Genomic DNA, 13387 nt, shown 5'->3' with positions numbered 1-13387 from the left:
GCGGCTCACTGCGGAGCGCCGTCCGCGACGAGACCGCGAGCTGCCCGGGCGATCGTATCGGGAGCCATCTCGCCGGGACCGGCCATGGCCGTGATCGCCGACTGGAACAAGAAGTCGGTCCTGCCCAGCGGTTCGGCCTTGGCTGCTCCCGGATCGAGTTCGGCGGCGAACTGCCATCCCGGGGCGAGATCCGGCGTCGCCAGGACCTGCCGGTCGATCGCCTGGACGCGGCGCTGCACCGCGGTAGGGCGGCGCTCCTTGGTGCCGACGAGGTCGGCCGCACCGTCGTACACCCACTCCTGGAGATCACCGTCCACCGGCAGGGGACCGAAGCCACGGCGCAACTGCTTGGCCAGGTCCTCAGCTGGTCGGGCGAAGGCATGGCGAACGGTCTCTTCGGGCACGGGCAGGCCGGCGCCGAAGGCCCGCAAAGCGAGGTGGCCACGGTCCGCGCCCTGACGGCGATTCCGGGCGAGCCAGACCACCAGCGCCACCAACTGCTCGTCCGCCGTCGAGGAGCTGCCACCCAACGGCCGACCGGGGTAGTCCCGCTGGTGAGCTGGGAGCAGCGGGTTCGGACGACTACGCCAGCGTTCGAGATGACGCGCCGACACCTCGACGCCGTAATGCGCCGCGAGGTCGATCAAGCGTCGGTCGGCGGGGCTGGGGGAAGTTCTGGCCATGAACCGAACGTAGTGCCGCCGCGTGCGCTCTGACCGGGCTGTGGCGAACACCCGGCGGTCGGCCACGGCCCGGTGTAGTGTCCGCCCGCCGTAGAACCCCCCGAGGTTCACCCGGTTTGGGCGGAACGCCACTTGCTTCGATGAGGGCACGAAGCCGGAACAACCGGCCGGTGGCGCCAACGCGTGCAGGAGGGGCAGGAAATGACGACGAGCTCGATTGAGGCGGGGCCGGTCCATGGGGGCGACACGAAGCGCCGTAGGGAGGTGGGAGTCCGATGGCGGCGGTACCTGCGGATGGCCGGCGTCCATGCGCTGAGGGGCGCATCGTCGGCGGCGGGTGCCGCGGCCGTGAGCGGTGCGTTGTGGTGGTGGGGTCATCGGTGACGGACCGCGTAGGTAGGCCGGTCAGCGAGGAGGGCCGCCACCGATGTCGGTGGCGGCCCTCCTCGCCTTGGGTCAGCGTCCCGAGCCGGGAGGGGCAGACAGGGGAGTTGGTGGGCGGCGGCCAGTCGGTGAAGGCTGAGCCGGACGGCGGCCGGGTGCAGGCCGAGGTCGGCGGCGATCCCCTCCGGGGTAACGCCGGGACCGCGCTGCAGGTGGTCGAGGACGGTGTGGTCGGTCCGGTTCTCGGTGGCGCGGACGGGGCGGTAGGCGGCCAGCGCGCCGCCGCCGAGGGCCGTTCCGTGCCAGTACGATCTGCTCACCGGATCGGGCGATGAAGTTCCACTGCCACATCGCCGCCCACGAGGACCACGGCATGATGAGCTTCCTCGACGTGGTCCCGTAGACGGGGTCCGGTCTGCGGAAACACCCGCAGGTCGGACCACGGGACCAGCCATGCGCCGTGCAGGGGCCCGTCCTCGTCGCCGAGGCCGCCGTTTGCGGTGGGCGGGCGTCGGTAGTCCGGTTACGTTGATAGAGCACCTGGTCGGAGGGGGGTAACAAGCCCTAACCCACTGGGGACGCTGTATGACTGGCCTGACCATCATCCTGCTGCTCGTGGTCCTCGCCACGGCGGTGGCGACCGGTGCCCGGCGCTGGCGCCTGCCCGCTCCCTCGCTCCTCGTCATCGCCGGTCTGGTCGTCGGGCTCATACCCTGGGTTCCCGAGGTCCGCCTGGCACCTCACGTGATCAGCGTGCTGGTGCTGCCGCCGCTGCTCTATGCCTCGGCCGGGGAGATCTCCGTTCGCGACCTGCGCAGCGTGTGGCGGCCGGTGACCGGCCTGGTCTTCGGTCTGGTCCTGGTCTCGGCCGTCGCCGTCGGGTACGTCGCCCGCGCGATCACCCCGCTCACCACCGCGTCCGCGTTCATCCTCGGCGCCGTCCTGGCCAGCACCGACCCCGTGGCCGTGACCGCACTCGGCCGGCGCCTGTCCCTCCCGCCGCGGGTGCAGGCCATGGTGCAGGCGGAAAGCCTGTTCAACGACGCCACGTCGCTGGTCCTGTACAAGGTCGCCGTGGCGACCGCGGTCTCCGGCAGCGCCATCACCGTCTCCGGGACCATCGAGCAGTTCCTGATCCTCGCGGGCGGAGGAGCCCTCATCGGCGCGGCGGTCGCCGCCGTGGTGACCCTCATCCGCAGACGGACCGAGGACCCCGTGCTGGAGACCGTCATCGCGTTGGTCACTCCGTACGCCTCGTACGTCATCGCGGAGGACTCGCACGCCTCCGGCGTGACCGCCGTCATCGTGGCCGGGGTGGTCCTCGGCAGCACCGGCCACAAGCTCAGCAACGCCCCCGTCCGTCTCCAGGTCCACGCCGTCTACGACACCGTGACCTTCCTGCTGGAGAGCGTCGTCTTCGCCCTCATCGGTCTCGAGCTCCCCTTCGCGGTCCGTCACCTCGCGCACGACGAGCACGGCTGGCCGCTGTGGGTGCCGGTGATCGCCTTCACCGTGCTGGCGATCCGCCTGCTGTGGGTCTTCCCGCTGTCCGCCCTGATCCACTACCGGCACAAGGAGGGCGACAGCCGCCTCTCCTGGCGCGTTCCGGCCGTCCTGTCCTGGGCCGGCACCCGAGGCGTCATGCCGCTGGCCGCCGCGCTCTCCGTCCCCCTGGTCACCGACACGGGGGCGCCGCTGCCGCACCGGGCGCTCATCCTCACGCTCACCACCGGGACCGTAGCGCTCACCGTCGTCTTCCAGGGCTTCACCCTCGCTCCTGTCGTCCGCCGCTCGGGCATCGCCCTGGAACCGGAGCACACCGCCCGCGAGGAGGCCCGGACCCGCCGGCACATCGCCCACACCGCTCTCGAAGAGCTCAGACAGCTCGGCGATCTGGATGAGCTCGCCGAACTGGGCGCCGCCGCCGAGACCGCCTTGAAACAGGCTCGTCGCGATCTGGAAGCGCGCATCCACCAAGCGGAAGACGCCCACTACAGCGACCCGGACGCCCGTCCCGCCGACGCCTACCGCGAGATACGCCGGACACTCATCGGTATCGAGGCGGCCGAGCTCCGGCGCCTCTACGAAGCGAACATGATCAGCAACGCCACCCGGCGCCGGATCCAGCGCGAACTCGACCTCGAGGAGGCCAGCCTCCGTGCCCGCGACTGACGCCGGCCACCGTCGATGCGCGGACATTGGGGTCGGCCGGGGGCTGGGAAAATTGATCCGCGTCGACCACCAACGCGGCGACGAGACCCGCGTCCGTGCCCGCTATGTACTCGCCGCCGACGGTGCGAACTCCAGCGTCCGACAACTGCTGGGAATCGACGCCACCGGCCCCGGAGCGATGGGAGGCTTCACCATGCCCGAAGACGCCGCGCACGCCGATTGGCCCGACCTCCTCTCACGGGCCATCAGCCCCGGCGCCGAGGTACAAGCCGACGTACTGCGGGTTCAGCACTGGGTGCTGGAAGCTGGCCGGCGTTCTCCACGGGTGGGCCGGACCGAGCCTGTTGGAAAGCTACGAGACGGAGCGACAACCCGTCGCCCACCGGACTCTCCGCCAAGCGGTGGCGAACACCCGACTCCTCCTCCAGGTGCAGGACCGGCGCCGCGAGCAGCGCCGAACCGGCGAAGCAGTCCCGGTCCACACCTCTGGCTCACATCCGACCGCTCCACGCTCGACGTCTTCGGCGAATGGTTCACCCTGCTCACCCCGGACCGCACTCACTGGGAGCAACAATCCACCGCACCATGGCCGCTGCACATCGAGGCCCTTCCCGACGAGCAGACCGACCTCTGCGGCCTGCGCCCGCACGGAGCACTGCTCATCCGGCCCGACGGCCACATCGGCGCCCGGTGGCGCGACCGCCCGTCGAGTGACGCCACCCTCCGCCACGCCCTCACCACAGTCACCCGCCCGACACCCCCGACAGTTCGGCGCCCCGCGGCACCAGCCACTGCTGATTCCCGCCCGCCCGCCGCCACGACCAGGCGGCCGAGGTGCGGGAATCCCGAACCTCGGCAGAATCGATGTGCGGGGGGATGGCCCCGGCTGCCTACGTGAGAGGACCATGTCATGCCCGACTTCCGCCCGAAGCACGATCACCTGATCGTCAAGCCGCTCGGGGGCCCGACCCCGCAGGACCCGGAGAGGTGGAAGGGCGAGGTGGTGGCGGTGGGGCCCGGCCGGCAGCTGGGGAGCGGCAAGCCGCACCCGGTGGACGTCAAGGTCGGCGAGAAGATCCTCTTCAACAGGTTCTCCGGATCGGAGATCGAGGTGGAGGGGCAGGAGTACGTCGAGCTTCCCGAGGACGAGGTCCTCGCGCTCTCCGCGGAGTAGGGACAGGGCGACGGGCGTGCCCGGCACCCGACGCCTTCGATCCCGACCGCCCCGGGCCCCCGAGACCTTTGGAGATTCCCGCCATGACCGAGCAGTCACCCGCCCGGATCGGCGTCACCGGACTGGCTGTGATGGGCCGCAACCTGGCCAGGAATTTCGCCCGTCATGGGTACCGCGTGGCCGTGCACAACCGCACGCAGGCGCGGACCACGGCGCTGCTGGAGGAGTTCGGGCACGAGGGCGAGTTCGTGGCGGCCGGGACCACGGAGGAGTTCGTCGCGGCCCTGGAGCGCCCCCGGCTGATCGTGATCATGGTCAAGGCGGGGGCGCCGACCGACGCGGTCATCGACGAGCTGGTGCCGCTGCTCGACGAGGGCGACGTGGTGGCGGACGGCGGGAACGCGCACTTCCTCGACACCAGGAGGCGGGAGGCGGCCCTGCGGGAACGCGGACTGCACTTCGTGGGCAGCGGGATCTCCGGTGGTGAGCAGGGTGCGCTGGAGGGGCCGAGCATCATGCCCGGCGGTACACCGGAGGCCTACCGGGTCCTGGGGCCGTTGCTGGAGGACATCGCGGCCAAGGTCGACGGCAAGCCCTGCTGCACCCACGTCGGACCGGACGGTGCCGGTCACTTCGTCAAGATGGTCCACAACGGGATCGAGTACGCCGACATGCAGCTCATCGCCGAGGCGTACGACCTGCTGCGGCACGGAGCGGGACTGCAGCCCGACGCGATCGCCGAGGTCTTCCGGACCTGGAACGCGGGGCGCCTGGAGTCCTACCTGATCGAGATCACCGCCGAGGTCCTCGCCCGCACCGATGCGGCGACCGGGAAGCCCTTCGTCGACGTCGTGCTGGACCAGGCCGAGCAGAAGGGCACCGGCCGCTGGACGGTCCAGAGCGCGCTGGAGCTCGGCGTGCCCGTGAGCGGGATCGCCGAGGCGGTCTTCGCCCGGTCGCTGTCCGGCAGCGTGCCACTCCGGCAGGCCGGACGGGGGCTGCCCGGCCCGACCGAGACGTGGCTCGACAGCGCGGCGGCGGACCGGTTCGCGGATGACGTCGAGCAGGCTCTGTACGCCTCCAAGATGGTGGCCTACGCGCAGGGCTTCAACCAGATCCAGGCCGGCAGCGCGGAGTACTCCTGGCAGATCGACCCCGGTGAGATGGCCACGATCTGGCGCGGCGGTTGCATCATCCGGGCTCGGTTCCTGGACCGGATCCGGGCCGCGTACGAGGCGGACCGGGAGCGTCCCACGCTGCTGACCGACGCGCACTTCCGGGAGGCGCTCGGCTCCGCGCAGTCGGCTTGGCGACGGGTCGTCTCGGTGGCGGCCCAACTGGGGGTGCCCGCCCCCGGCTTCGCGACCGCGCTCGCCTACTACGACGGCCTGCGGGCGGAGCGTCTTCCGGCCGCGCTGGTGCAGGGCCAGCGGGACTTCTTCGGCGCGCACACCTACCGCCGGGTCGACCGGGACGGGACCTTCCACACTCGCTGGGAGGTCGAGGGCCGTCCGGAGGAACAGCGCTGACAGTCAGTCTCCGGGGAGGGTGAGATCGGCCCGCGCCAGCATGTCCGTGGCGGTCAGGTACTCCTCCACAGCGCGCCAGCGCGTGAGCCATGCCTCGCGGTGCGGCCGCGGGTCGGCCCGGGTGTCCACCCGACGCAGACACGGTTGAAGCCGGAGGCCGGTCCGCCGAGCAGGAACCCGGTGGTCAGCGGCAGCAGGAAGATGCCGGCCCACAGCGGGGTGCGGTCGAAGGCGTAGTCGTGCAGTGGCAGCCAGATGCCCTGCAGCCAGATGATGGGGAGTGCACCCATGACTGAACGCATCACCACCTCGCCCACGGACCTTCCCGCGTTGAAACAGCGTCTGGGCCGCACCGGGGTGTGGCTCGCGTCGTTGTCCGCGGTGACGGCGGACGAGGAGCGGCGTGCCGTCGCCGCCATCGAGGACCTCGGCTACGGGACGCTGTGGATCGGCGAGCTCCCCGCCGGGAAGGAGGCGCTGACCCATGCGGCCCTGCTGCTGTCCGCGAGCCAGCGCCTGATGGTCGCCACGGGGATCGCCACCATCTACGGACGCGACGCGACGGCGGCGGCCAACGGGGCCAGAACCCTGCACGAGGCATGGCAGGGCCGTTTCGTGCTCGGCCTCGGCGTCAGCCACCGGCCTCTCGTCAGTGGCCGCGGACACGACTCCAGCACACCGCTGTCCGACATGCGGGCCTACCTGGACGCGATGGACGCCACGCCCTTCGACGCGCCGGCTCCCGAGCCGGTGCCCCGCGTGCTCGCCGCGCTGCGCCCGAAGATGCTGAAGCTCGCCGCCACCCGGGCCCAGGGCGTTCACCCGTACTTCGTCACACCCGAACACACCCGCCGGGCCCGCGCGGCGCTCGGCCCCGACCCGCTGCTCGCCCCCGAGCAGGCCGTGGTGGTCGACACCGACCCCGAGCGGGCGCGCGCCACCGCCCGCGCCTACGCGGCCGGCTATCTGCGCCTGCCCAACTACCTCAACAGCCTGCGCGAACTGGGCTTCACGGACGCCGACCTCGACGAGGGCGGCAGCGACACACTCATCGACTCGGTCGTGCCCTGGGGCGACCCGCAGACGCTGGCCGAGCGCATCCGGGAGCACTACCAGGCCGGTGCCGACCACGTCGCCGTGCAGCCCGTCGCCGACACCCTGCAGCAGCAACTGCAGGACCTACGCCTGCTCGCCCCCGCCCTGATGCCCGGCTGAAGCCGCAGGGCTGCCGCCCACCGGCGGCAGCCCTGCACCGGCCAGGTTCCGTGGCTGGGCGGGGGCGGGCGGTGTTCAGCAGTGTGCGGACTATCGCCCGGACGCGGTCGTCCGGTGCGGCGGGGTCGGTGGGGTCGGTGGGGTCGAGCTTTCCGTCGAGGTGGCAAGGCTGGCCACCCAGCTCCTCGAAGCCTTCGCCACCCCCACCCAGTAGCCCCGCCCCGCCAACCCACCCCAGAGCCCTCGTCCAGGACGGGCCGAGTGTGGTGGCGGTCTCAATGGCGGTCGCCCGGGGTTGACCCAGCGTGGTGGCGATGGGTCGGTCGGTGATGTCGCCGGGGTTTGTGCCGTGAGTGCGCTCACACGTGGACGGGGTGGACGAGGGCGAATAGTAGTGTCCGTTTTGGACCCTTTTGAGACTATTTGGCGGGCATTCGAGGAGCGTTTGCGCAGGCCGGGAGGGATCGGCGGGGACCGGCGCGCTCCGGGCGGCCCGCCCCTCGGACCGGTACCAACCTCCTCGGCTACGACCGCGGATCGTAGCGAGGGGTCTTGGCGACCGGCGATCCGCTCTGGCAACTTTGCATTCATCGCCAGCCGCACCGGCTCCTGTCCCTCCGGTGAACGGCTCACCGCCGAGTCACACCCCGCGACCGTTCGGCCCCTGTCCGGCCACGGTCGAGACGGGGCGTGACTGTGGCCCAACCCGATTGAGGTCTTGCTCTACATGCCCGCTTTCAAGCTCCGTATGCGCACCTCCGCCGCGATTTTCGCCGGCGCCGCCGGTCTGACCGCCCTGGGTGCCGCCGTGGTCCCCACCGTGGCCTCGGCAGCCGATGCCTCCCCGCAGGCGATCGCCGCGCAGATGGTGCCGGCGGACCAGCTGGCCTCGTTCAGCCAGATCATCTCCCACGAGTCCGGCTGGAGCGTCACCGCGACCAACCCGAGCTCGGGCTCCTACGGCCTCGGCCAGGCCCTGCCGGCCTCCAAGATGGCCTCCGCCGGCGCGGACTGGAAGACCAACCCGAGCACCCAGATCAAGTGGGCGCTGGACTACATGAACTCCCGCTACGGCAGCCCCAACGCCGCCTGGGCGTTCTGGCAGACCCACCACTGGTACTGAGCCGACCATCCCCCGTGCCTCGGGGGCCGGACAGGGACCACCGGGGTGACCCACGAGGGCCTGGGCCCGCGCGACGTGCGCGGACCCAGGCCCTCGTGCCGTTTCCCAGCCGTCGCGGCCACCGACCGTACGGATCGCCGTCGCCGCTCCCGAGGACCCGCCCCGCCCCGCCGTACATGGCATGTCCGCGGCCGAAAGATTGCAGCTCAAAGCCCTCGCCACCGTTGACGCGCGGGTCTAGCATTCTCGTCACGGCGGCCCACCTCAGCACCACCGGGCCGCCGGCCAACGCAGCCACGCCGCGCTCCGACCCTTCGCTCCACTGGTGCTCGATGTCGGAGCCGGTCACCTCCAGCCGGCTGAAGCCGCGCCCGGTCTCCGCAGGTCAGGGCAGCGACCAGAACCGGGTCGTCACGAGGTAGAAGACGACGGCCCAGAACGCGATCACCGCAGCGACGATGCCGAGGCCGACGAGGTTGGTCCTCGCCGAGGGTTCGTCCGGTGACGGCCGCAGCCACCGCCTGAGCAGCGGGTTCACGTAGTAGGGCATCGTGAAGAAGCTCATGATGAAGCTCGACAGCAGGTTGCCCACCAGCAGCCCGAGCCAGAGCGGCATTCTCAGCGGCGACAGGACGAGCGTCAGCAGCACCACGGTCGGGTACAGGCCGACCCAGACCGCCACGGCGGTCTTGGTTTCCGAGGGGGGCGGCGCTTGCCGCCGGTCGCCTTCGAAGGCGAACCAGCTGCCGAACGAGTTGTCGATCGTGCGCAGTTCGAAGGAGCTGAACTCCTCGCCCTCGGCGAGGAGTTCCCGCCGCCTGGCCGACGTCAGCCAGGCGTCGAGGTGCTCGGCGGTGTCGAACCGGTACAGCGTGGTCCACTCGTCCTGAAGTCCCTCGACCGGGCGGAACAGCTCGGTTCCGCGGAAGCCTTCGAACGCGCTCTCCGCCTGGCCCATGCGGTCCTGCCAGGCCAGGAAGTCGCCGACGCGGCGCGGGTGGACCCGGTGGGTGACCACCACGGTCACCAGCGGATCCGCTTTTCGGGTGCCGCCGGTGACGACCTGCTGGGTCGCCGGGCCGTCGAAGTACTTGCTGCCGGCATCGAGGAAACGCTGCCGGGTCGCGCTGTTGATCCACACCTGCATGTGGGCGATCGAGTCGAACCGGTAGACGACGACCCAGTCGGGTTGCCGGGGCGTCGGTGGGGAGATCTCGGCGCTGAGGAACCCGGCGTAGCCGGCGGCGGCGGCGTTGACGTCCTCCTGCCACGTCTCGTACTCGCGCTCCAGCCCGGGCAGGACCTTCTGGCCGATGATCGCCGTCGCCGCGGTGTCCTCGTGCCGGCCGCTGTCCGGGTGCCTGTCCGTGTTCATGTGCTCAGGCCGCTGGTACCGACCGGCTCTCGTTGAGCCGGCGGTAGATCCGCTCCGGGGTCAGGGGCAGCGCGCGGAACCGGACACCCGTGGCGTCGTGGAGCGCGTTCGCCAACGCGGGGGCCACCGGATTGATGCAGCACTCCGCGATCCCCTTCGAGCGCATCGGCCCGACCGAGTCCGAGGACGCCACCGTGAGCACGTCGGTACGGGGCACATCGGCGTAGGCGGGAATGCGGTAGTTGCGGAAGTTCGGGTTGACCATGACGCCATCGGCGTCGACGAGGTAGTTCTCGGTCAGCGTGAAGCCGACGCCCTGTGCGACACCGCCCTCCACCTGTCCCCGGACCTGCGCGGGGTTGATGATGTCGCCGGCGTCGGTCGCCTGGACGCTGTAGAGGATGCGGATCTCGCCCGTCACCCGGTGGACGGCGATGCGGAAGCCCTGCGTGTTGGAGGCGACGCTTCGGGGGGAGCCGTAGGCCTTGCGGGCGGCGGTGAAGCGGATTCCGCGCGCGCGGGCCAGGGCGACGAGCTCGGCCAACGACACCCGCCGGTCGCCGCACACGACGCCGTCGTCGTCCATCGAGCACAGCACGACATGGACGCCCGTGTGAGCGGCGGCGAATTCCAGGATCCGGTCGCGTACGGCGTTGGCCGCTCGAAGCACCGCGTTGCCCGCCACGAAGAGGCCCGCGCTCGCGAAGGCGCCGGTGTCGAATCCCGTGCGGTCGGTGTCGGACTGCACCAGGCGGATCCGCGACGGCGTCGTGCCCAGCTGGTTGGCCGCGATCTGGACATGGGCGGTGGGGGTGCCCTGGCCGAACTCGACCGTTCCCACGGCCAGCTCGTACCTGAGGTCGTCGCCGAGCGTGACCCAGGCCTCCGAGATGTGCTCGGTCGGGGGCGCGGTCTCGTGCAGGGAACTCGCCACGCCGACCCCGACGAGCCACCCGGGGCCGGGGGGCGGCTGATCGGCCGTACGGGCCAGGGCGCCGTCCACGAGGTCGATGCACTTCGCGAGCCCGTCCTCGGTGGACAGCACGTCGCTGGGACCGTCGTCCAGGGCGACGAGCGGATCACCCGGTCGCACGATGTTGCGGCGCCGCAGTTCGAGCGGATCGAGGTGCAGGGCGCGTGCCAGTTCGTCCATCGCCGACTCCACGGCGAACGCCGGCTGCGTCATCCCGTAACCGCGCAGCGCCCCGCTCGGAACGGTGTTCGTGTAGACGGCGAAGGCGTCGTACTTCTTGTTGGGACAGCGGTAGATCATGCCGGCCGCGCCACCCGCGTACAGCGTCTCGCCGCCGTGGTTGCCGTAGGCGCCGGTGTTCGACACGTTGCGGACCTGGAAGGCCGTGAGCGTTCCGTCCGCCTTCGCGCCGAGCTTGACCGTCAGCGTCATCGGATGCCGGGGCGAGGCCGTGGTGAACTCCTCCCCGCGGGTGTACTCGAAGCAGACGGCCCGCCCCGTGTCCAGGGTGGCGAGCGCGACCAGATCCTCCGAGAACACCTCCTGCTTGCCGCCGAAGGCGCCGCCCACGCGCTTGCAGAACACGCGGAGCTGGTCCGGGCGCAGCGCGAACAGGTAGGCGAGTTTGACCTTCGCGATCGACGGCGACTGCGAACTGGTACGGACGTTCAGACGGCCGTCCTCCATCCAGGCGATCGAGCCGTGGGTTTCGAGATGCGCTTGCTGCACGCGCGGTGAGGAGTACGTGCCCTCGTGGATCACGTCGGCGTCGGCGAACCCCGCGTCGACATCGCCGATGTGCGCATGGAGCTCCAGCAGGATGTTGCGCACGGGATCGCGGACGAAGGGGTCGTGCGAGCCGTGCAGCTGCGGCGCCCCCTCGGCCATCGCCTCCTCGGGGTCGAAGACCGCCGGCAGCTCCTCGTACTCGACGGCGACCCGCCGGCAGCCCTCCTCCGCGGCCCCGACCGTGTCGGCCAGGACCGCGACGACCCGCTGGCCGACGAAGCGGACCGTGTCGTCGAGGATGAAGGTGTCGTCCGGATCGACGAGATGGTCGGTGTGGATCGCCGTGGTGAAACGCCTGCGCGGCACGTCCTCCCAGGTGTAGACGCGATGAACGCCGGGAACCGCGAGTGCGGCGCTCTTGTCGATCGAGACGATCCGGGCGTGCGCGTGCGGCGAGTGCAGCACCTTGAGGTGCAGCATGCCGTCGATGCGGGTGTCCATCGTGAACTCGGCGCGGCCGGTGACCACGTCGTCGGCCGCCGGTGTGCCGACACTCGTTCCCACGGCCTTCCCCGGGGCGGCCGTCTCGACACCGCTGACGCCCTTCAGGGCGTCCTCGATCGCCCGGTAGCCGGTGCAGCGGCAGAGATTGCCCTTCAACGCCCGTGGCAGGTCCGCCTTCTGGGCCTCGCTGAACGTCGCCGACGTCATGATCATCCCTGCGGTGCAGAAGCCGCACTGGAATCCCGGCGCGTCGCGGAACTGCCGCTGCACGGGATGCAGATCGCCCGGTGATCCGAGGCCCTCGATCGTCGTCACCTCACGACCGTCCGCGCGGAACGCGGGGGTGATGCAGCTGTGGATCGGGCTGCCGTCCAACCACACCGTGCACGCACCGCAATCGCCCGCGTCGCAGCCCTTCTTGACGCCGTAGTGGCCGAGTGAGCGAAGGAAGGTGCGCAGGCACTGGCCGGGGTCCGGTTCCTCGTCGAAACGTCTGCCGTTCACGATGTAGGTCACGCCGGGCTTCCATCCATGAGTTCGCGACGAATCTCTTCGGCGAAGTGCTGTGTCAGGTGACGGCGGTGATCGGGGGTCCCGTTGGGATCCGCGAACCAGACGTCGGCGGGGACGACGTCGATGCTCTGCCGCAGCGTCCGGGCATCGGGCATGGTGTCGAAGGCGAGGCGCACCGGCCGTGTGGTGCCGGCCGTGATGGTGAGCAGCAGGTCGTTCGTGCCGGGCGTCTGAGTGCCGATGAGGAAGACCGTCGATCGGCCGAGGCGGGTCAGCGTGAAGCGTCGGTGCGTGGTGCGTTTCCTCAGCGCGCGCGCCGGAATGGTGATGCGCCGCAGCACTTCCCCGGGAGTCAGGACGTTCTGGTTGTCGCCGGTCACGAAGTCGAGGGCATCGACGACGCGCGCGGACCCGTCCGGGGCGCACAGTTCGTACGTCGCCTCCAGGGCGACCGTCAGCGTGATCATCGGGCCGGCCGGCAGGGACATGCAGATGTTGCCGCCGACGGTCGCCGAGTTCCACACCTTGAACGAGGCCAGGAACGCGTCGCAGCTCGTCGCGAAAAGGGCGCCCGCGATCCAGTCGTCCGGCGGCACGAAGGCATACAGGTCACGGATGGTGCACGTGGCGCCGATCTCGAGGCCCGTGTCGCTCGGCACGAGGGCATCCCAACGCAACGCCGTCAGGTCGATCAGGCGACGCAGGCCCGGCTGCTCCGTGGAGAACAGCCACGTTCCGCCGGCGAGCCAGGCGTCGCCCTCGCGCCAGTCCACGCCCGGTCGATCCGGCGGGCGGCGGATGACTTCGGTGATGGTGTTGAGATCCACGGGAATCGATCTCCCTTACGACGATCACCGCGCGAGGGACCGCCACCGAACTCGACCGACCGACGGCGCGGCGCCCCCGTCCGCGTCCAGGACGGCACCGGGAGCGGCGCAACCTCGCGCGGCGGGATCGGACGCCGGCCGCCGCTGTCGAACACTGCCGCAGGAAGACCAGGCAGACGCGCGGAT

Annotated in this window: 12 protein-coding genes and 2 pseudogenes; 8 read left to right on the top strand and 6 right to left on the bottom strand. The window is 70.8% G+C overall.

Annotation, left to right across the window (positions count from 1 at the left end; translation table 11 throughout):
* Positions 1 to 5: 5 nt before the first annotated feature.
* Together ACWCYO_RS01370 and ACWCYO_RS01365 are read right to left on the bottom strand one after the other, a co-directional pair.
* Positions 6 to 749 (bottom strand): hypothetical protein, encoded by a 744-nt coding sequence (locus ACWCYO_RS01370; RefSeq protein ID WP_449782970.1) that lies wholly within the window; start codon positions 747 to 749, stop codon positions 6 to 8.
* A 308-nt stretch (positions 750 to 1057) separates the two neighbouring features.
* On the bottom strand, positions 1058 to 1387 hold the full coding sequence (locus ACWCYO_RS01365) for a helix-turn-helix domain-containing protein (protein WP_270140493.1): 330 nt from the start codon (positions 1385 to 1387) through the stop codon (positions 1058 to 1060).
* A gap of 265 nt (positions 1388 to 1652) precedes the next feature.
* Here ACWCYO_RS01365 and ACWCYO_RS01360 point away from each other — a divergent pair, with 265 nt between their 5' ends.
* The 6 genes and pseudogenes from ACWCYO_RS01360 to gndA all read left to right on the top strand — a co-directional run bounded on the left by ACWCYO_RS01360 (position 1653) and on the right by gndA (position 5942).
* Positions 1653 to 3239, top strand: coding sequence for a Na+/H+ antiporter (locus ACWCYO_RS01360; RefSeq protein ID WP_270140491.1), 1587 nt, complete (start codon positions 1653 to 1655; stop codon positions 3237 to 3239).
* Positions 3226 to 3411 (top strand): annotated as a pseudogene (locus ACWCYO_RS01355) (FAD-dependent monooxygenase); the annotation flags it as partial. The gene ACWCYO_RS01360 and the pseudogene ACWCYO_RS01355, both read left to right, overlap by 14 nt.
* Positions 3344 to 3589 (top strand): annotated as a pseudogene (locus tag ACWCYO_RS01350) (hypothetical protein); the annotation flags it as partial. The pseudogenes ACWCYO_RS01355 and ACWCYO_RS01350, both read left to right, overlap by 68 nt.
* Positions 3535 to 4137: an aromatic-ring hydroxylase C-terminal domain-containing protein gene (locus ACWCYO_RS01345; protein ID WP_449783040.1), complete on the top strand. Its 603-nt coding sequence runs from the start codon at positions 3535 to 3537 to the stop codon at positions 4135 to 4137. The pseudogene ACWCYO_RS01350 and the gene ACWCYO_RS01345, both read left to right, overlap by 55 nt.
* Positions 4138 to 4149: 12 nt before the next feature.
* Positions 4150 to 4413: a co-chaperone GroES gene (locus ACWCYO_RS01340; protein WP_270140489.1), complete on the top strand. Its 264-nt coding sequence runs from the start codon at positions 4150 to 4152 to the stop codon at positions 4411 to 4413.
* 83 nt (positions 4414 to 4496) lie between these two features.
* A complete protein-coding gene (gndA, locus tag ACWCYO_RS01335; protein WP_270140488.1) occupies positions 4497 to 5942 on the top strand; it encodes an NADP-dependent phosphogluconate dehydrogenase in 1446 nt (481 codons plus the stop codon).
* Between the two features lie 53 nt (positions 5943 to 5995).
* Here gndA and ACWCYO_RS01330 read toward each other — a convergent pair whose 3' ends face one another.
* A complete protein-coding gene (locus ACWCYO_RS01330; protein WP_270151495.1) occupies positions 5996 to 6232 on the bottom strand; it encodes a hypothetical protein in 237 nt (78 codons plus the stop codon).
* Here ACWCYO_RS01330 and ACWCYO_RS01325 point away from each other — a divergent pair.
* Both ACWCYO_RS01325 and ACWCYO_RS01320 read left to right on the top strand, forming a co-directional pair.
* Entirely contained in the window at positions 6231 to 7157 is a 927-nt protein-coding gene (locus ACWCYO_RS01325; RefSeq protein ID WP_449782969.1) for a TIGR03620 family F420-dependent LLM class oxidoreductase, read from the top strand. The two genes, ACWCYO_RS01330 and ACWCYO_RS01325, sit on opposite strands and share 2 nt — an antisense overlap.
* Before the next feature lie 727 nt (positions 7158 to 7884).
* A complete protein-coding gene (locus tag ACWCYO_RS01320) occupies positions 7885 to 8280 on the top strand; it encodes an aggregation-promoting factor C-terminal-like domain-containing protein (RefSeq protein WP_270140486.1) in 396 nt (131 codons plus the stop codon).
* A 385-nt stretch (positions 8281 to 8665) separates the two neighbouring features.
* Here ACWCYO_RS01320 and ACWCYO_RS01315 read toward each other — a convergent pair whose 3' ends face one another.
* The 3 genes from ACWCYO_RS01315 to ACWCYO_RS01305 are packed head-to-tail and all read right to left on the bottom strand — an operon-like array spanning position 8666 to position 13201.
* A complete protein-coding gene (locus tag ACWCYO_RS01315) occupies positions 8666 to 9655 on the bottom strand; it encodes an antibiotic biosynthesis monooxygenase (RefSeq protein WP_270140484.1) in 990 nt (329 codons plus the stop codon).
* A gap of 4 nt (positions 9656 to 9659) precedes the next feature.
* Positions 9660 to 12377 (bottom strand): molybdopterin-dependent oxidoreductase, encoded by a 2718-nt coding sequence (locus tag ACWCYO_RS01310; RefSeq protein WP_449782968.1) that lies wholly within the window; start codon positions 12375 to 12377, stop codon positions 9660 to 9662.
* Positions 12374 to 13201 (bottom strand): FAD binding domain-containing protein, encoded by an 828-nt coding sequence (locus ACWCYO_RS01305; protein ID WP_270140482.1) that lies wholly within the window; start codon positions 13199 to 13201, stop codon positions 12374 to 12376. Before ACWCYO_RS01305 ends, ACWCYO_RS01310 begins: the two co-directional genes overlap by 4 nt.
* Positions 13202 to 13387 lie beyond the last annotated feature (186 nt).

It is taken from the genome of Kitasatospora sp. NPDC001683, assembly GCF_053596495.1.
This window is presented reverse-complemented; position numbering and strand designations above follow the sequence as displayed.

What these genes read in the sequence shown, in the direction of transcription:
- ACWCYO_RS01360 (WP_270140491.1), top strand. Translation starts at nt 1,653, where the DNA reads ATGACTGGCCTGACCATCATCCTGCTGCTCGTGGTCCTCGCCACGGCG.
- ACWCYO_RS01340 (WP_270140489.1), top strand. Translation starts at nt 4,150, where the DNA reads ATGCCCGACTTCCGCCCGAAGCACGATCACCTGATCGTCAAGCCGCTC.
- gndA (WP_270140488.1), top strand. Translation starts at nt 4,497, where the DNA reads ATGACCGAGCAGTCACCCGCCCGGATCGGCGTCACCGGACTGGCTGTG.
- ACWCYO_RS01325 (WP_449782969.1), top strand. Translation starts at nt 6,231, where the DNA reads ATGACTGAACGCATCACCACCTCGCCCACGGACCTTCCCGCGTTGAAA.
- ACWCYO_RS01330 (WP_270151495.1), bottom strand. Translation starts at nt 6,232, where the DNA reads ATGGGTGCACTCCCCATCATCTGGCTGCAGGGCATCTGGCTGCCACTG.
- ACWCYO_RS01320 (WP_270140486.1), top strand. Translation starts at nt 7,885, where the DNA reads ATGCCCGCTTTCAAGCTCCGTATGCGCACCTCCGCCGCGATTTTCGCC.
- ACWCYO_RS01315 (WP_270140484.1), bottom strand. Translation starts at nt 9,655, where the DNA reads ATGAACACGGACAGGCACCCGGACAGCGGCCGGCACGAGGACACCGCG.